The sequence below is a fragment of the Mesorhizobium sp. M7A.F.Ca.US.002.01.1.1 genome, from assembly GCF_004022955.1.
GTDB lineage: Bacteria > Pseudomonadota > Alphaproteobacteria > Rhizobiales > Rhizobiaceae > Mesorhizobium > Mesorhizobium ciceri.
Window position 1 is genome coordinate 1 of the sequence record NZ_RZQE01000077.1, and the last position, 17865, is coordinate 17865.

A 17865-nucleotide genomic window follows, 5' to 3' on the forward strand; every position below is an offset into this window, starting at 1 on the left:
CGGCGGCAGCATCGGTCTTGCCGATGGCTATCTCGACCGGGTGCGCGCGCATCTGGGCGAGGTTCCGCCGCGCCTTTCCTCCAATCTCGTTGCGGCGAAGCTCGCGGGCCACGCCGGCGTCATCGGTGTTGCCGATCTTGCCGAATGGGCAAGGTAGCGGCGCCGCCGGTCATGCCATGCAAAAATCATCAAAAAAGAAGGGAACGATCATGAAATTGAGCAGGACGTCTTTTGCGCTTATGGCCACCCTCCTCGCGGGGACAGCTTTGCCGACCTTTGCCAACGCAACCGTGACCGTGCTCGGCTGGCCTGGCGGGTCCGAGGAAACCGCACTGCGGGCAACCGTGGAAACCTATAACAAGCAGGCAAGCGATGCCGACAAGGTGGAGCTGCTGTTCTTCAACCGGGAAGGCTTTTACGACAAGCTGCAGGCTGACATGGCGGCCGGATCCAGTGCCTTCGACGTGAACCTCGTCGCCACCTACTCGCTCGGTCGCTACGCGCCCTATATGGAGCCGGTCGATCTTGGCACGGACGCGGTCAAGGTTTTCGGCGAATCCGTTCTCAAGACGATGCAGTTCGACGGCAAGCAATACGGCGTGCCGACAGACCTTTCGTTGCACTTCATGTACTACCGCAAGGATCTCATCGACGCCTTGATCGGGGATGACGCCGCCAAGAAGACCTATGGTGAAATCGCCCAGAAATATCTCGGCAAGCCGCTGCAGCCGAAAGACCCGGACAGCTGGACCTGGGACGACTGGGCGGCCACCGCCCTCTATTTCACCAAGCAGGTGAACCCCGACAGCCCGGTGCGTTATGGCACGGTCCTGCAGATGAAGAACCTGCTGTTCAACATGATGGTCTTCCAGTCCCTGCCGCGCTCCTACGGCGGCGACTGGATGAACAAGGACGGCAATGTCACGGTGGATTCCGATGCCTACAAGACAGGCCTCGAACTCTACAAGAAACTCTATGATGCCGGTTCTTCGCCCAAGGATTCGCTGAGCTACGAATATGCGGAAACCAACGCGGCCTTCGCATCCGGCCAGGCCGCGACGGCGCTGCAGTGGAATGCCGCGGCGGCGGATCTGACCAGCACCGAAAAATCCCCGGCCGTCGCCGAGGTGACCGGGATCGTCGCGCCACCGGCAGGTTCCGACGGACGCGCCGATCATATCCACGGCCTTGGTTTGGGCCTTAACAAGAACGCCAAGAACAAGGAAGGCGCCGTCAAGTTCCTGAAGTGGCTCGCCACCGAGGATGCGGCCTTGCTCTATGCGCGCAGCGGCGGTTCGCCGGCATTATCTCCCGATGTCGTCGCCAAGGTTGCGAAGGAACGTCCCGACCTCGTCAAGCTCGGCGAATTCGCCAGCAAGTACGGCTATGTCATGACCGGAGCGACGTCCGCGAGTGCGCTCCCGGTCTATGAACTGCAGGCAAAGGAGTTCACCGGCTACTGGTCCGGCCAGCAGAGCCTCGAGGATGCGCTCGCCCACACCAAGGCGGGCATGCAGGACCTTCTCAAGAAATGAACCATTTGCCGGACGCCGGGTCGAGGCTCGGTGTCCGGCGCGTTTGGCGGATCGACATGGCCCTTGTGACACGTGCCGAAGGCAGGATGTATCTGACGCCGCTGGTCGGCTTCCTGCTGCTGTTCCTCGGCTTTCCGGCGATCGTCAACCTGATCTATTCCGTTTCGACCGTTACATTCGAGACGCTGCGCAGTCCGGTGTTGAGTGGTTTCGCCAACTATGTCGCGGTGTTGAACGACCGCGAATTCTGGAGCTCGGCCTGGTTCTCTCTGCGCTTCGGTATTCTTACCGCATCAGCGGAATGTCTGATCGGTCTTTTCCTTGCCATCTTCCTGGCGCCGCTTCTGAGCAAGCGCCCAGTTCTGATGGCGCCGTTGATGCTGCCGCTGATGGTCGCGCCGGCCATGGTCGGTCTCATGTACCGGCTGGTGCTGCATGAATTCGCGGGCCCCGTCCCCTACTATCTCTTCGAATGGTTTGGCGACAGCCCGGCCTTCCTCGACATCGACAATGCCTTCCGCACCCTTGTCGTCGTGGAGACGCTGCAATGGACGCCTTTCGCCTTCCTGCTCTTCTACATGGCCTATTCGGCCATACCGCTCGACGTGCGCGAAGCCTCCTCGCTCGATGGCGCATCACCGTTTGAGATCGTCCGGTGGATCGACCTGCCATTGATGAAGCCGACGCTGGTCATCGCGTTTTTCATCCGTTTCATCGACGGTTTCCGGGTGTTCGACAATGTCTATGCATTGACCGGCAGTGGTGCAGGAGGTTCAACGACGTCCTTGTCGATCTACATCTACCAAGCCTTCTTCAAGGAAGGGGCTATTGGCAAGGCGGTCGCCGCCTCGGTTGTCCTGTTCATGGCGTCGTTCATCGTTCTCCACTGCCTTAACCGGCTTGCCGGCCGCAGGAAGCGTTGACGATGGCCGGGGCACTGCGCTGGATCGTTTTTGCCATCGCCGTGCTGGCGATGAATTTCCCCATTATCGTGACGCTGATCACATCGCTCAAAAGCCAGCGCGAGCTTTCGACGAACCCCGGTTTGTGGATCAGCCAGCCGACGCTCGACAACTATCTGGAGGTCCTGACGCAGACCAGCCGCTTCAACATCTATGCCTATCTGCTGAACAGCACCGTGGCGGCGCTGATCGGAACCGGCCTTGCGATCGTGCTCGCGTTCCCGGCTGCCTATGCGATCGCGCGCAGCGAGGCGGGAAAGCGCTTGGTCCTGCCGATCGTCATCAATCTTCGCGCCGTGCCGCTGATCATCTTCGCGATCCCGCTTTACATGATGTACCAGTGGCTGGGCCTGCTCGATACGCGGATCGGGCTCGGGCTCATCCTGACCATCGTCAACGCGCCGCTTGCACTCGTCATCCTGGTGAACGCGATTTCAGATGTACCAGTCGAACTCGACGAGGCGGCGAAAGTCGATGGCGCAAATTCCTTGCAGGTGATGATGATGATCGTCCGGCCCGTCATCCGACCGGCGCTGGTCACAACCTTCATCTTCGGCTTCATCACCGCCTGGAACGAATTCCTCTTCGGCCTCATGCTGACAACCAGTCGTGCCGTGCCGATGACGGTCGGCGCATCCTTCTTCTTCGCCGCGAGCGGCGGTGGCGTGAAATGGGGAACCGCTTCCGCGGTCATGATGCTGGGCGCCTTGCCGCCGGCATTGCTGGGTCTTGTGATGTATCGGCAGATATCGGGATCCATGACCGCTGGGGCGGTCAAAGGCTAAAGCAAGAAGAAGTTCGTCTTTCCGACAAATTGGACAACCCAATCCGACAGCGCCAGCGCACTTGTCAGGCCAGGTGACTCGATTCCGAAAAGACGGATCAGCCGTCCGGACGGATCAGCCAGAATGTCGAAATCGCCGAACTGCAACCCGTTCGTTAGGCCGTAGCCCACAATAGCTCGGCTCCAGTTCCCCCTCTCTCAGCCCCGGCCAATAGATGGCGCGTAAAATGGTGTGGCCTCGGGCTGGCCGAGGAAGGAAGAAATGGTGCAGCTTGCTGATGGCGAAATCGCGATGGCGCAGACGCAGCGCAGTCTGGTTAGGTCCAGCCTAAGCCGAACTACTGAAAATCATAATTTGTGCAGCGCACCCAACGTGCTTTGCTCCGCCATCGGCTGAAAGAAAACAAGAAAAGAACGTCAGGCGACAGGCTTCGGCGATGCCTCCGGAGCGGGTTTCGTTCGGGCCGGGATAACGCCCGACTTCAGAAAAACAGGGGAACGTGATGACGACAATAATCTCGAAGTTTCGCCGGGCCGCGCTGGTGGCCGGCATTGCGCTCAGCGCCATATCGGTGAGCCTCCACGCCGAAGCTGGCAGCTTGAAACTGGGCATGACGACCTGGGTGGGGTACGGACCGCTCTTCCTTGCCCGTGACATGGGTTACTTCAAGGAAGGTGGGCTCGATGTCTCGCTTGAGATCATCGAGGAAGCATCGCTGTATATGGCGGCTGTTGCCGCCGGCGAGCTCGACGGCAGCGCCTCGACCGTCGACGAGATCATGAAGTATCGTTCGAAGGATGTTTGCTTCAAGTCGGTCTATGCGCTGGATGACAGCCATGGCGGCGATGGCGTGCTCGCGCCCAGCGGGGTCAAGAGCATCGCCGACCTCAAAGGCATGGACGTAGCGCTGAACGAGGGTTCAGTGTCGCAGTTCTGGTTCAATATCCTGCTCAAGCAGGCCGGTCTCACCCAGGCCGATGTGAAGATCACCAACATGACGGCAGACGATGCCGCCGCCGCCTTCATGGCCGACCGCATTCCCGTTGCCGTCACCTGGGAACCGCATCTGACGCTGGCCAAAAAGGAAAACAAGGGACAGGTGCTGATCGACTCCTCCAAGACACCCGGCTTGATCGTCGATGTGGTGGCGCTCAACTGCGACTACATCACGAAGAACCCCGGAGATGTCGAGGCGCTGGTGAAGGGCCTCTACAAGGCCAACGAGTTCATCAAGGAGAATCCTGAGAAGGCGTATGAGGTGATGGCCAAAGGCGTCGGCGGCTGGCTGAAGGATCCGAAGGACTTCGCTTCCTCGGCCGCTGGCGTGAACTTCTACGGTAAGCAGCGCAATGCCGAATTCTTCGCCGGTGGCGAGACTGGCGAAGCCGGCAAGCTGATCAAGCTGGGCGGCGATATCTGGGGCGGCTTCGGCAAGCTCAAAATGGACGTCAAGTATGACGACCTCGTCGATACATCCTTCCTTGGGAAGTAGCTTGGCCTTGGAAAGTAGCTTGGCCTGCGAAGTAATTTGACCTTGCAAAGTGATTTGGCTGAACCGGAGGCGGACCTCGCGCCTCCGGTCCAAGCGGCCCAAAAGGGTATCCCGTGACACTAGCACCGAACACGAGCTCTCTGGTCAGCAATGGCGTGACCGCGAGAGTTGAAGAAGGTCAGGCCGGTCGATCCGTCCTGAAAGTCATCGCCACACCGTTTCGGGCTGTGCCGCGCTCTCTCTCCATTACGCTCGGCTTCATGGTCTGGATCGCCGTCATCGGCGGCTGGTTCGCGCTGACCTATTCCGGAGCGGTCAAGGAAATGTTCCTGCCTCGCCCCGAATCCGTGTTGTCCACCACCATCAGCATGGCGCTTGACGGGTCGTTGTGGGAGCATGTTTTCGCCAGCGTCCAGGTGGTGTTGATCGGCTTCGTCCTTTCGAGCATCGTTGCGGTGCCGCTTGGATTGACGATGGGCACCTATCGCATCGTCCAGGCCGTTCTCGAACCGTTGGTCAATTTCATACGCTATCTGCCGGTGACGTCCTTCGTGCCGCTTTTCATCCTGTGGATCGGCATCGGCATCGAGCAGCGCGTTGCCGTCATCGTCTTCGGCGTCTTCTTCCAGCAGCTCGTCATGATCGCCGACAGCGCTCGCAGCGTCCAGCGCGACCTTGTCAACGCAGCCTATACGCTCGGCACGAAACGAGGCGACACGGTCTTCCACATCGTCTTTCCGGCCACGCTTCCGAGCGTGCTGGATGTGCTGCGCGTCACCATGGGCTGGGCCTGGACCTATCTCGTCGTGGCCGAACTCGTCGCCGCCCGCAGCGGACTTGGCTACATCTCGCTCAAAGCCATGCGCGGCTTTCAGGTCGACGTGATCTTCATGGCCATCGCCATGATCGGCATCCTTGGTCTTTGCACCGACCAATTGTTCCGGGGCATCCGCCGCCTCGTCGCTCCCTGGGCCAATTGAGGAACACGCACACATGGACGCCCTGAATCTTACGACGAAACCAAAGAGTTCCGACATAGGCATCGACAATGTGGTCCTGCGCTACGGCAAGGGTGACAATGCGGTGCTGGCGCTGGATGGCATTTCCTTTCACGTCGTGCCCAACGAATTCTGTGTGATCGTCGGCCCATCCGGCTGCGGCAAGTCGAGCCTGCTTTATCTCGTCGCCGGTCTTGAGGAGCGCACCGGCGGCATGATCGTAGTCGGCGGCAAGCCTGTTACCGAGCCGGGCCCGGATCGCGGCATGGTGTTTCAGGCATATACGCTGTTTCCCTGGCTTACGGTGGCGCAGAACGTCGAATATGGCCCGAAGCGGAAGGGCATTGCGCCGGCCGAGCGCAGGGTCATTGTCGAGCATTTTCTCCACGAGGTCGGTCTGGCAAAGTTCGCCAACCATTACCCGTCTCAGCTGTCGGGCGGCATGAAGCAGCGCGTTGCGATTGCGCGAGCGCTCGCCAATGATCCGGACGTGCTGCTGATGGATGAGCCTTTTGGAGCGCTCGACAGCCAAACCCGTCACAGCATGCAGAAGCTTTTGCTGAGGATCTGGGATCATTCCAAGAAGACGGTCCTATTCGTTACCCATGACATCGACGAAGCGATCCTGCTGGCGGACAGGGTGCTCGTCATGTCCGGCCGGCCCGGTCAGATCAAGAAGGAAATCCGCGTAGGCCTCCCGCGTCCACGCAGCATGGATCTGGTCATGGAGCCGAACTTCATCGCCATGAAGCGGGAGATCCTCGAGCTCCTGAAGAATGACGAAGACGACGAGCACTAATGCATGTCGCTCAAAAGTGACCTCGGTTTTGGGCAGACGACATGCATGAAACAGACATCGGCAGTCTTCGGTGTGGATGACGAAACGGGCAAGGCATGAGCATCGAGGCGGCGGAATTTGACTATATCGTCATTGGCGCGGGTTCGGCCGGCTGTGTCTTGGCAAACAGGCTGAGCGCAGACCCGGCAGTTCGTGTCTGCCTGATCGAGGCGGGCGGCAGCGACGACCGCACCAGGGTGCGCGTGCCGGCCGGCATTCTCTCGCTCTACGGCAATCCGAACTTCGACTACGGCTACAAGGGCGTGCCGCAGCCGCTGCTCAACAACCGCCGCATACCGGTCAACCGGGGCAAGGTTCTTGGCGGGTCGAGTTCGATCAACTCGATGGTCTATATTCGTGGCGCCGCGCAAGACTACGATGAATGGGCAGCGCTTGGCTGCGCCGGGTGGTCCTATGCCGATGTCCTGCCGGTCTTCAAGAAATTGGAGCGGAACTGCCTGTTGCAGAGCCCCGCCTATCACGGATTCGACGGCGAATTGCTGGTCGACAATCCGCGCGATCCCAACGTGGTATCCAGCCTGTGGGTTGAGGCGGGCAGAGGCGTAGGCCTGCCCGAGAACCGCGACTTCAATGCCGGTGGCCAACTCGGCCTCGGCATCTACAACGTGACCCAGAACAGAGGCGAGCGCTTCTCGGCCTACAGCGCCTTTGTCCGGCCGGTTCTCGGCCGCTCGAATCTGCGGATATTGTCAGGCGTCGAGGTTCTTGATCTGGCGATTGAACGCGAGCGCGTCACCGGCGTCAACGTGATCAGGGAAGGCGCAACCCAACGGTTGGGGTGCCGAGCGGAGGTCGTCCTCAGCGCGGGTGCGATCGGATCGCCGCGCATTCTGCTTGCTTCCGGCGTCGGCCCGGCCGGGGAGCTGAAAGCAGCGGGGATTGAACCGGTCGCGAACCTGCCAGGCGTCGGTAAGAACTTGCGCGACCATGTCGATGGCATGATCACGGTGCGATCGAACAGCCGCAAGACGCTCGGCCTTTCACTTGCCAATCTTCCGGCGATGCTGGCGGCGCCGTTCCAGTATTTCGCCCGGCGCAAAGGCATGCTGACGACCAACTATGTCGAAGCCGGCGGCTTTGCCAGGACGAAGTATGCCGGGAGCATACCCGACATTCAGTTCCACTTCGTGCCGGGCTATCGCAGCCATCGCGGTCGGCTCGTCGAATATGGCCACGGCTATGCCGTGCACACCTGTGTGTTGAGACCGGGGAGCGTCGGCGAAATCACGCTTCAACGCGACGGCACCCGCCGCAATATGCTCATAGACCATCGCTTCTTCAGTGACGAACAGGATGCCCTGACCCTCGTCGAGGGCATAAAGGTCGCGCGTTCGATCCTGGCTTCGCCGGTTTTTGGCGGCATCCGCGGACCGGAAATCCTGCCTGGGCCCGACGTGAACACCGATGACGAGATTCTCGCCTATCTGCGTGCCGAGGCTCTTACCGTCTATCATCCGGTTGGCACGGCCAGGATGGGCAACGACGCCATGGCGGTGGTTGATCCCGCCGGTCTCAAGGTGCGCGGTTTCGACAATCTGCGCGTCGCTGATGCCTCCGTCATGCCGACATTGATCGGGGGCAACACCAATGCGCCATCCATGATGATTGGCGAAAAGGCGGCTATGGCAATACTGGCGTAGCCGTCTGCGCGCGGCCAATTCAGCATTTAGGAACAAGCTAACCACTGCCACATGAAATCGTAATTTTCGCTGCCCGGTCCCTCCAGTAAACCAACGATCAGACCTCCGCCGCATGCGCAGAAACTCTCGGGGAGAGCCAGAAAGGGCCGCTGAATGCCAGTCGAAACAGTAGACACGCTTGTTGTTGGCGGCGGCCAGGCGGGGCTGGCGATGAGCGAGCATCTGAGCAAGTGCGGCGTGCCCCATCTCGTGCTGGAGCGGGACCGCATCGCCGAACGCTGGCGTAGCGAGAGATGGGACTCGCTGGTTGCCAATGGTCCCGCCTGGCATGACCGTTTTCCCGGCATGGAATTTCCCAATGCCGGTCCGGATGCCTTTATCGGCAAGGAGAAGGTCGCCGACTATTTTGTCGCTTACGCCGACATGATCGCTGCCCCCATCCGTTGCGGCGTGGAGGTCAGGAAAGTGGAAAGGCTTGTCGGCCGTCCCGGCTTCCGGATCGAAACCTCGGATGGCGTGATCGAAGCCAGGAGCGTGGTTGCCGCCACCGGCGCTTTCCAGCATCCGGTCATCCCGGCCGTCGTTCCCGGGGACGCCGGACCTATGCAGATACATTCCAGCGCCTATCGCAATCCCGGCCAACTGCCCGCAGGCGCGGTGCTGGTGGTCGGCTCCGGGTCTTCGGGGGTGCAGATCGCCGACGAACTCCAGCGTGCGGGACGGCGGGTTTATCTCTCGGTCGGGCCGCACGATCGGCCGCCGCGGGCCTATCGCGAACGTGACTTCTGCTGGTGGCTGGGGGTTTTGGGCAAGTGGGACGCGCAGGCGCCTGCGCCCGGCACCGAACATGTCACCATCGCGGTCAGCGGCGCGCGTGGCGGCCAGACGATCGACTTCCGGCGCCTTGCCGCGCAAGGGATGACGCTGGTTGGCCGGACCGAATCCTACAGGCACGGTGTGATGACTTTCGCACCCGATCTGGCCAAGAATATCGCGCGCGGCGATGCGAATTACATGTCGGTTCTGGACGAGGCAGATGCCTATGTCGCCCGCAACGGCCTCGACCTTCCCCCGGAGCCCGAGGCCCGCAAGATCGGCCCGGACCCGCGATGCATGACCGATCCCATTCTCGAGCTGAACCTGTCGGAAGCCGAGATAGGTTCGATCATCTGGGCGACGGGATTCACCGTCGACTACAACTGGCTGAAGGTCGATGTGTTCGACGAAAGGGGCAAGCCGAAGCACCAGCGCGGTGTGTCGACCGAGCCCGGCATCTATTTCCTCGGACTGCCTTGGCAATCGCGCAGAGGGTCGAGCTTCATCTGGGGCGTCTGGCACGACGCGCAGCATGTGGCCGACCATATTTCCACGCAGCGCAAATACCTGGCCTACCATGCGTCCGCGAAGCGCGAGACCAAGGTGGCATAGACACGGCACCTCAAACGGGATGCCCCGACCTCGAGCCTGATCCGACGGAGACCAAGATGGCGCATACAAGAATTCGAAAGTTCAACACCAAGGACACTTATCCCGAGCAGAAGCTCGACAATGATCTGTGCCAGGCGGTCGTTACGCGGGGCGGCAGGACCGTCTATCTGCGCGGCCAGTGTCCGCAGGACCTCGACACGGCCAAGAACATCGACAGCCATGATCCGGTCGAGCAGACGCACAAGGTCATGCAGAACATCCGCCAGCTGATCGAGGAGTGCGGCGGCACCATGGAGCACCTGGTCAAGGTGGTGGTCTACATCACCGATGTGCGCCATCGTGAGGCGGTCTACCGTACCATGGGCGAGTATATCAGAGGCGTGCATCCCGTCTCGACCGGCCTTGTCGTGCAGGCCCTGGCGCGGCCGGACTGGCTGGTCGAGATCGACGGCACCGCCGTCATTCCGGACTGATTGCGATGACCTTTTCCATTGTCGCGCGGTGCGGCCGCACCGGCATGTTCGGGGTCGCGGTGTCCTCCTCGTCGCCTGCTGTTGCGGCGCGCTGCGCCTATGCGCAGGCGGGCGCCGGGGCCATTGCCAGCCAGAACGTCACCGATCCTACGCTTGGACTGCGCGGTCTCGAATTGCTGGCGCGCGGCGCGTCCGCGGCGGAGGCGATTGCCATATTGAAGCGCACCGGTGCCTATCCCGAATACCGGCAGGTGCTGGCTGTCGACGCCGCTGGAGCGACCGCGATCCATTCGGGTCCCAAAGCTCTTGGCATCTGGGCGGAGGCGCGAGCTGACAATGTCGCTTGCGGCGGCAACATGCTGGCCCATGATGGCGTGCCGCAAGCGATGGTCGAGGCTTTCCTGGCGTCGGAGGGGCATCTCGGCGACCGCCTCATCGCGACTATGCGCGCGGCGCTGACAGCCGGCGGCGAGGCTGGCCCTGTCCATTCCGCCGGCATGAAGCTGGTGCGTGAGGTGGCGTGGCCGGTCGCCGACCTGCGCTGCGACTGGACCGACGATTGTCCTATCGAGCAACTGGCGGCGCTGTGGCAACTCTACAAGCCACAGCTCGATGCCTATGTGACCCGCGCGATCAACCCATCCGATGCGCCGAGCTACGGCGTGCCGGGCGACGAATAGTCAAGACAGGGGTCACCTGCGATGAGTGAACTCAGCCACAAGGACTGGATCGGCAAGGCGTCCGCGATCCGTTTTCGTGACAAGGCGTTCATCGACGGCAAGACGGTCGCGGCGCGTTCGGGCCGGACCTTTGCCAGCGTCAATCCGGCAACGGGCGAGGTGCTGGCCGAAGTGGCGTCCTGCGGCGAGGAAGACATCGATCTGGCGGTTGCCGCCGCTAGGCGCAGCTTCAACGCCGGCGTCTGGTCGCGCACCAGCCCGGCGCACCGCAACGAGGTGTTGCTGCGGCTGGCGCAGCTGCTGCGCGACAACCTGCATGAACTGGCCCTGCTTGAATCGCTGGACATGGGCAAACTGGTCAGGGATGCGGCCTCGGTCGACGTCCCCGGTTCGGCGGCGATCTTCCAATGGTATGGCGAGGCCATCGACAAGATCTATGGCGAGGTGGCGCCGACCGGCGAAGGCGATCTGGTGCTGGTGCGGCGCGAGCCGCTTGGCGTGGTCGGCGCGGTGGTGCCGTGGAACTTCCCGCTCGACATGGCGACCTGGAAGTGCGCGCCGGCGCTGGCGGCGGGCAATTCGGTGGTGCTGAAACCCGCCGAGCAGTCGCCTCTGTCGGCCCTGCTCCTGGCGGAGCTGGCGATGGAGGCGGGCCTGCCTGCCGGCGTGCTCAATGTCGTGCCCGGCCTTGGCGAAACCGCCGGCCAGGCGCTTGGCCGCCATATGGATGTGGATTGCCTCGCCTTCACCGGTTCGACCGCGGTGGGCAAGATGTTCCTGCAATATTCCGGGCAGTCGAACATGAAGCAGGTCTGGCTGGAGACCGGCGGCAAGAGCCCCAACCTCGTCTTTGCCGACTGCGGGGATCTCGATGTGGTGGCCGATATGGCGGCCTTCGGCATCTTCTTCAACCAGGGCGAGGTCTGTTCCGCCAATTCACGCCTGCTCGTCCAGCGCGGCATCAAGGATGCCCTGGTGGAGAAACTGGTGCAGCGTGCGGCGGCCACGCAGCCCGGCGATCCGCTCGATCCGATTTCGAAAATGGGCGCGATGGTCGATAGTCGCCACGCCGCCAATGTCATGCGCTTCGTCGAGGCCGGTAAAAAGACCGCGCGCCTGGTCGCGGGCGGCGACATGGTCACGGTCAATGGGCGCGGCAGCTTTGTCCAGCCCACCATTTTCGACGATGTCACGCCTGCCGATCCGATTGCCCGCGACGAGATCTTCGGGCCGGTGCTTTCGGTCATTGCCTTCGATGACGAGGCCGACGCGATCCGCATCGCTAATGACAGCCCCTACGGGCTCGCCGCATCGCTGTGGACCGACAGCCTGTCGCGCGCGCACCGCATCGCCGGGCGGCTGCAGGCCGGCACAGTTTCCGTCAACAAGGTCGACGCTCTGAGCCCGATGACGCCGTTCGGTGGTTTCAAGCAATCCGGCTTCGGCCGCGACCTGTCGCTGCATGCGCTCGACAAGTACACCGCGCTCAAAACGACATGGATCAAATACTGATGGGCGCCTAAAGCGCATCGCGATCGAACGGATTCAAGCGATGCGCTTTAGGCCTTTGCTCCATGCATGTCGTTTGCGCAAAACCGGGGCCACTTTTGCGCGACATGCATTAGGCTTGATCGAAGCCCTCAAACCGGCAACATAGCCAGCCATGCCGCTACGCTTCACGCTCAGACAGCTGGAATATTTCGTTGCCGTGGGCGAAGCCGGCTCCATCGCCAAGGCGGCCGAGCAGGTCAATGTGTCGCCGCCATCGATTTCGGCCTCGATCGCGCAGTTGGAAACCGAGTTCGGCGTCCAGCTTTTTGTCCGCAAGCATTCGCACGGCCTCTCGCTCACCGCCGGTGGCCGCATCTTCCTCAAGGAAGCCGCCCGGCTGCTCAACGATGCCGATGCCTTGCATGACGTCGCCGGCGATTTTGCCGAGAAGGTGCGCGGCCCGCTGGCGGTGGGATGCCTGCTGACCTTTGCGCAGATCGTGCTGCCGGCGCTGCGCATGCGGTTCGAGCGCGCTTATCCCGATGTGCGCGTGCGCCAGTTCGAGCGCAATCAGGGGCAATTGCTTGAGATGCTGCAGCGCGGTGAAATCGACCTCGCCCTGACCTACGATCTCGAACTGTCGCAGGACATGACCTTCGAGCCGCTGATGTTGGTGCCGGCCTATGTCATGCTGCCGGCGGGCCATCGTTTCGCGGCCAAGGCGTCGATCACGACGGAGGAACTGGCCGACGAGCCGATGGTGCTGCTCGACCTGCCGTACAGCCGCGAATATTTCCTGTCGGCATTCCACCAGCGAGGGATCCGGCCCAATATTGCCGAGCGCACCGGCGACATTGCGGTCATGCGCTCCATGGTGGCCAACGGCTTCGGCTACGGCATCGCCAACATGCGGCCGCTCAACACGCTGGCGCCGGACGGCAAGCCGCTCGTCTTCGTGCCGTTGGACGGTGACCTCCGGCCGCTGACCATGGGCGTCGCCTTGCCCAATTCCGAACATCGTACGCAATCCGCCCAGGCGTTCATCGACCACTGCCGGCATTTTGTCGTCGAGCAAGGTGTGTTCGGCGCCGAGCGGGCCGTCGGCCAGGCAGCGCTTCCGCAGAAGTAGCGCCCGCTTACGCCAGTTGCTGGTCGGCAAGCCGCTTCAGCAATTTTTCCAGCATGTCGTCGCAGCGGCGCATCTGCTCGACGCTGACGAATTCGTCCGGCTTGTGCCCTTGCGCCATCGACCCCGGTCCGCACACGACCGTCGGCGTGCCGAGATCGCGGCTGAACAGGCCGCCTTCCGTGCCGAAGGCCATCTTGATGGTATTGTTGGCGCCGGTCAGCGATTTGACGAAGGCGACGGCTTGCGAACTGGCTGGCGTGTCCAGGCCGGGATAGGTGTTGGTGATGTCGATGTCGATTGCTGCCTCGGGCGCGATAGTCGAGGCTTCGGAAGCAATATGAGCAGCCTCCTTGCGCAGGCGGTCGAGAATCTCGTGCGGGTCGTCGGCTGCGACATTGCGGATTTCGAAGTCGACCTGGCAAAGGTTCGGCACGATGTTCAGCGCCACGCCGGCGTTGATCTTGCCGACATGGACGGTCGTGTATGATATGTCGTAGTCGCCGTCGCGGGCGCCATCGCGCATCAGCCGGTCCTGTTCGCGGCGCAAGGCGGCGACGAAGTCGCAGCCGAGATGGATGGCGTTGAGCGCCAGCGGGGCCAGCGCCGAATGGCCTTCGCGCCCCTTGCAAAGCGCGCGTGCGGCAAGCTTGCCCTTGTGCCCCGTCGCCACCTGCATATCGGTCGGCTCGCCGACAATGCATAGCAGCGGCCGATGCGGGGCCGCTTGCAGCATGTCGATTAGGCTGCGCACACCGATGCAGCCGATCTCCTCGTCGTAGGAGAGTGCCAGGTGCAGAGGCGTCTTCAGCGTCATTTTCGCGGCCTTGAGGCACGCGGCGAGCGCGCAGGCCACAAAACCCTTCATGTCGGCCGCGCCGCGTCCGTAAAGCTTGCCGTCACGGTTCGTCATCTCGAAGGGCGGCAGCGTCCAGGCCTGGCCGTCGACGGGAACGACGTCGGTGTGACCGGACAGCATGATGCCGGAAGCATCAGTCGGTCCGATGGTGGCAAAGAGGTTGGCCTTGTGGCCGTCCTCGCTGTGGATGATCTGGCTGGCAGTGCCGTGCGCGTCTAGCAGGTCCGCCACGTAGTTGACGAGGGCGAGGTTCGAGTCGCGGCTCACCGTCGGGAATGCGAGCAGCTTTTCAAGGATCTGGGTGCTGTCCATGCGTCTTGTGCCTCATTGGCCGTCGGTACTTCTAGCATCGCGTGGCCGGGGCCTTGAAGTCGCATTTGGCTCAGTCGGGATTCAGCGGATGCTAATCCGGATGTGTGCGATTAGGCGCGGCCTAACCGGCACAGAAGAAATCTGTTGTTTTCCGGCGCTTGCCGCAACTTATGAATGGTCTCACGGCATCAACCCACTGGGCCGGCCGGCTTGCGTCACGCCTCGAAACCATGATCGGGCGTGCTGCAGGGCGACGCTGGCAGGAAGGCACGTTCCATGCGCGATCCGCGCTATGATATTTTGTTCGAGCCCGTGAAGATCGGTCCGGTGACCGCCAAGAACCGCTTCTATCAGGTGCCGCATTGCAATGGCGGCGGCTATCGCGACCCTTCGGCCGCGGCCGAGATGCGCCGCATCAAGTCGGAAGGCGGCTGGGGCGTCATCTTCACCGAGCAAACCGAGATGCACCACACATCCGAGATCACGCCCTTCATCGAGCTCAGGCTGTGGGACGATGCCGATATTCCGGCGCTGGCGAAGATGGCCAAGGCAATGCACCAGCATGGCGCGCTGGCCGGCATCCAACTGGCCTACTCAGGCATCAACGGGCCGAACCTCTACACCAAGGAAGTGCCGCGCGGGCCGTCGGCCCTGCCGATCCGCACCTTCACCAACGATCCGGTGCAGGCGCGCGCCATGGACAAGCAGGATATTCGCGACCTGCGCCGCTGGCATCGCAATGCCTTCAAACGGGCGAGGCTCGCGGGCTTCGATTTGGTGTGCCTCTACGGCGCGCATGGCTTCGGCATCATCCAGCACTTCCTGTCCACGGCCACCAACCAGCGCAGCGACGAATATGGCGGCTCGCTGGAGAACCGCTCGCGGCTGATGCGTGAGCTGATCGAAGAGGGCAGGGACGCTATCGGCGACACGTGCGGCCTGACGCTGCGGCTGTCGCTGGACGAGATGATCGGTGAGCTCGGCTTTGCCAATTCCGAAGTGCGCGACATGATCGAGATGCATGCCGATCTGCCCGACCTCTGGGACCTGGCGCATGGCGCTTGGGAGGACTGCTCCGGGCCGTCGCGGTTCAAGGAGGAGGGCGCGCAGGAGAGCCTGGTGTCCGGCATCAAGAAACTGACCTCGAAGCCGGTCGTCGGCGTCGGTCGCTTCACCTCGCCGGATGTGATGGTGAAGATGATCAAGTCCGGCACGCTGGATTTCATCGGCTGCGCGCGCCCATCGATTGCCGATCCCTTCCTGCCGAAGAAGGTGGAGGAGGGGCGCATCGAGGACATTCGCGAATGCATCGGCTGCAACATCTGCATCACCGGCGACATGACCATGTCGATCTCGCGCTGCACGCAGAACCCAACCTTCATGGAGGAATGGCGCAAGGGCTGGCATCCCGAACGCATGCAGGCCAAGGGCGATAGCGACAGCGTGCTGATCGTCGGCGCCGGCCCGGCCGGGCTGGAGGCGGCGCGTGCGCTCGGCCTGCGCGGCTATCAGGTGGCCATCGCCGAAGCCGGCACCGAACTCGGCGGCCGCGTGGCGCGCGAGTGCCGCTTGCCTGGTCTCTCGGCATGGGGACGCGTGCGCGACTACCGCCAGTACCAGATCAGCCAGATGTCCAATGTCGACGTCTATTTCGAAAGCCGATTGTCGGCGCAGGAGATACTGGACTTCGGCTTTCAGAACATTGCGCTTGCCACCGGCTCGACATGGCGCCGAGACGGCGTGGCGCGCGCGCATGTCGTGTCGATGCCGATCGACCCGGCCATGCCGGTCTACACGCCGGACGATCTGATGGCCGGCACTGTGCCGACCGGCAGTGTCGTGCTGTTCGACGACGACCACTACTACATGGGTGGCGTTCTGGCCGAGCTGATGGCGCGCCAGGGCGCGAAGGTGACGCTGGTGACGCCGTCGGCCTATGTATCCGACTGGACCCGCAACACGCTGGAGCAGGGCGCCATCCATCGCCGGCTGGCCGAACGCGGCGTCGAGATCGTGCTGAACCGGACTGTGACGCGCATCGTGCCGGGCGGTGTTATCACAGTCTGCGCCTATACAGGCGCCCGGAGCGACATCATTGCCGACGCGGTGGTGCTGGTGACATCGCGCCAGCAGGACGATGGTGTCTGGCAAGGCCTGAAGGCGCGGCGGGACGAATGGGCCGACAGCGGAATCCGCTCGATCAAAATCATCGGCGATGCCGAGGCGCCGGGTCCGATCGCCTGGGCAACCTATGCCGGCCACCGCTTCGCGCGCGAGCTGGATGAAGCCGATATCGGCGACGCACTGCCCTTCCGCCGCGAGGTCACGGCGTTGGCCGCGGAATAGGGCGCCTGCGGTGCGGTCAGCGAATATCGGATTGTTCAACCATACCGCATTGCACAATTCCTTCGCTTGGTCACAATGCAGGCATGGTTCGAACCGCACTCGCCGTCCTGGTGATCGATGAAAACCGCATCCGCGCCGCGATCATCGAGGCGGGGTTGCGCGAGGCCGGCCATGAGCGGGTCACTGTCATCCATGATGTGACCGGCATTGCGCGGCGGATCGCCGAGATCGAGCCCGATGTCATCGTCATCGATCTCGAAAACCCGAATCGCGACATGCTGGAAAACATGTTCCAGCTGTCGCGTGCCGTAAAACGGCCGATCGCCATGTTCGTCGACCGCTCCGACCAGGCCTCGATCGAGGCGGCGGTCGATGCCGGCGTTTCGGCCTATGTCGTCGACGGTCTGCGGCAAGAGCGCGTCAAGCCGATCCTCGACATGGCGGTCAGCCGCTTCAACGCTTTTTCGCGCATGGCGCGCGAACTGGAAGAGGTTCGCGGCGAGCTCGAGAGCCGCAAGGTGATCGACCGCGCCAAGCGCATCCTGATGAAATCGCGCGGCCTCTCCGAAGAGGCCGCCTACACGCTGCTGCGCAAGACGGCGATGAACCAGAACCGCAAGATCGGCGACATCGCCCAAAGCCTGGTGACTGCCGCGGGGCTGCTGGGACCGGCGGAGGACGAATGAGCATGACTGCCGAGCACCAGATCACCGCCGGCTTCATGCCGCTTTTCGACAGCGCCGTGCTGGTCGCGGCGGGCGAACTTGGCTTCGCCGCGCAAGAAGGCATCGATCTGAAGCTGCACCGCGAGACATCCTGGGCCAACATCCGCGACCGCATCGCCATCGGCCACTTCCATCTCGCGCATATGCTGGGACC

Annotated in this window: 17 protein-coding genes; 15 read left to right on the top strand and 2 right to left on the bottom strand. The window is 62.4% G+C overall.

Going from position 1 to position 17865, the window contains the following annotated elements; translation table 11 throughout:
- Window positions 1-239 precede the first annotated feature (239 nt).
- From EN932_RS10855 to EN932_RS10865, 3 genes are read left to right on the top strand one after another with little or no spacing between them, the layout of a single operon-like run.
- Entirely contained in the window at window positions 240-1535 is a 1296-nt protein-coding gene (locus tag EN932_RS10855; protein ID WP_245460931.1) for a sugar ABC transporter substrate-binding protein, read from the top strand.
- Window positions 1536-1591: 56 nt separating this feature from the next.
- Entirely contained in the window at window positions 1592-2458 is an 867-nt protein-coding gene (locus EN932_RS10860; protein WP_127368634.1) for a sugar ABC transporter permease, read from the top strand.
- A 2-nt stretch (window positions 2459-2460) separates the two neighbouring features.
- Complete coding sequence (locus EN932_RS10865) at window positions 2461-3282, top strand: carbohydrate ABC transporter permease (RefSeq protein WP_024503976.1); 822 nt, start codon at window positions 2461-2463, stop codon at window positions 3280-3282.
- On the opposite strand, the gene EN932_RS37930 is transcribed toward EN932_RS10865, so the two are convergent.
- Window positions 3279-3452 (bottom strand): hypothetical protein, encoded by a 174-nt coding sequence (locus tag EN932_RS37930; protein ID WP_164752743.1) that lies wholly within the window; start codon window positions 3450-3452, stop codon window positions 3279-3281. The genes EN932_RS10865 and EN932_RS37930 overlap by 4 nt on opposite strands.
- 332 nt (window positions 3453-3784) lie before the next feature.
- Here EN932_RS37930 and EN932_RS10870 point away from each other — a divergent pair, with 332 nt between their 5' ends.
- The 9 genes from EN932_RS10870 to EN932_RS10910 all read left to right on the top strand — a co-directional run bounded on the left by EN932_RS10870 (window position 3785) and on the right by EN932_RS10910 (window position 13472).
- Window positions 3785-4774 carry an ABC transporter substrate-binding protein gene (locus tag EN932_RS10870; RefSeq protein WP_013530444.1) on the top strand — a complete coding sequence of 330 codons (990 nt, stop codon included), beginning with the start codon at window positions 3785-3787 and terminating at the stop codon, window positions 4772-4774.
- Window positions 4775-4887: 113 nt separating this feature from the next.
- Complete coding sequence (locus EN932_RS10875) at window positions 4888-5754, top strand: ABC transporter permease (protein ID WP_024503974.1); 867 nt, start codon at window positions 4888-4890, stop codon at window positions 5752-5754.
- A gap of 13 nt (window positions 5755-5767) precedes the next feature.
- Window positions 5768-6571, top strand: a complete 804-nt coding sequence (locus EN932_RS10880; RefSeq protein WP_013530446.1) for an ABC transporter ATP-binding protein — start codon at window positions 5768-5770, stop codon at window positions 6569-6571.
- Window positions 6572-6666: 95 nt separating this feature from the next.
- The gene (locus tag EN932_RS10885) at window positions 6667-8271 is read left to right on the top strand and encodes a GMC family oxidoreductase N-terminal domain-containing protein (protein ID WP_013530447.1); all 1605 of its coding nucleotides are present in this window, start codon (window positions 6667-6669) and stop codon (window positions 8269-8271) included.
- 153 nt (window positions 8272-8424) lie between these two features.
- Window positions 8425-9699: an NAD(P)/FAD-dependent oxidoreductase gene (locus EN932_RS10890; RefSeq protein ID WP_127384588.1), complete on the top strand. Its 1275-nt coding sequence runs from the start codon at window positions 8425-8427 to the stop codon at window positions 9697-9699.
- A 56-nt stretch (window positions 9700-9755) separates the two neighbouring features.
- A complete protein-coding gene (locus tag EN932_RS10895) occupies window positions 9756-10172 on the top strand; it encodes a RidA family protein (RefSeq protein WP_013530449.1) in 417 nt (138 codons plus the stop codon).
- A gap of 5 nt (window positions 10173-10177) precedes the next feature.
- A complete protein-coding gene (locus tag EN932_RS10900) occupies window positions 10178-10852 on the top strand; it encodes a DUF1028 domain-containing protein (RefSeq protein WP_013530450.1) in 675 nt (224 codons plus the stop codon).
- 21 nt (window positions 10853-10873) lie between these two features.
- Window positions 10874-12364, top strand: a complete 1491-nt coding sequence (locus tag EN932_RS10905) for an aldehyde dehydrogenase (RefSeq protein WP_127384587.1) — start codon at window positions 10874-10876, stop codon at window positions 12362-12364.
- A 151-nt stretch (window positions 12365-12515) separates the two neighbouring features.
- A complete protein-coding gene (locus EN932_RS10910; RefSeq protein WP_063168703.1) occupies window positions 12516-13472 on the top strand; it encodes a LysR family transcriptional regulator in 957 nt (318 codons plus the stop codon).
- A 7-nt stretch (window positions 13473-13479) separates the two neighbouring features.
- Here the strand turns inward: EN932_RS10910 and argE are convergent, their stop codons facing one another.
- Window positions 13480-14640, bottom strand: a complete 1161-nt coding sequence (argE, locus tag EN932_RS10915; protein WP_127369730.1) for an acetylornithine deacetylase — start codon at window positions 14638-14640, stop codon at window positions 13480-13482.
- A gap of 276 nt (window positions 14641-14916) precedes the next feature.
- Here argE and EN932_RS10920 point away from each other — a divergent pair, with 276 nt between their 5' ends.
- The 3 genes from EN932_RS10920 to EN932_RS10930 form a co-directional block, all read left to right on the top strand.
- Window positions 14917-16986 carry an NAD(P)-binding protein gene (locus tag EN932_RS10920; RefSeq protein WP_127369731.1) on the top strand — a complete coding sequence of 690 codons (2070 nt, stop codon included), beginning with the start codon at window positions 14917-14919 and terminating at the stop codon, window positions 16984-16986.
- Window positions 16987-17069: 83 nt separating this feature from the next.
- On the top strand, window positions 17070-17672 hold the full coding sequence (locus tag EN932_RS10925; protein WP_127369732.1) for an ANTAR domain-containing response regulator: 603 nt from the start codon (window positions 17070-17072) through the stop codon (window positions 17670-17672).
- A gap of 2 nt (window positions 17673-17674) precedes the next feature.
- A partial coding sequence (locus tag EN932_RS10930; RefSeq protein WP_164890464.1) for an ABC transporter substrate-binding protein occupies window positions 17675-17865 on the top strand: 191 nt, incomplete at its 3' end.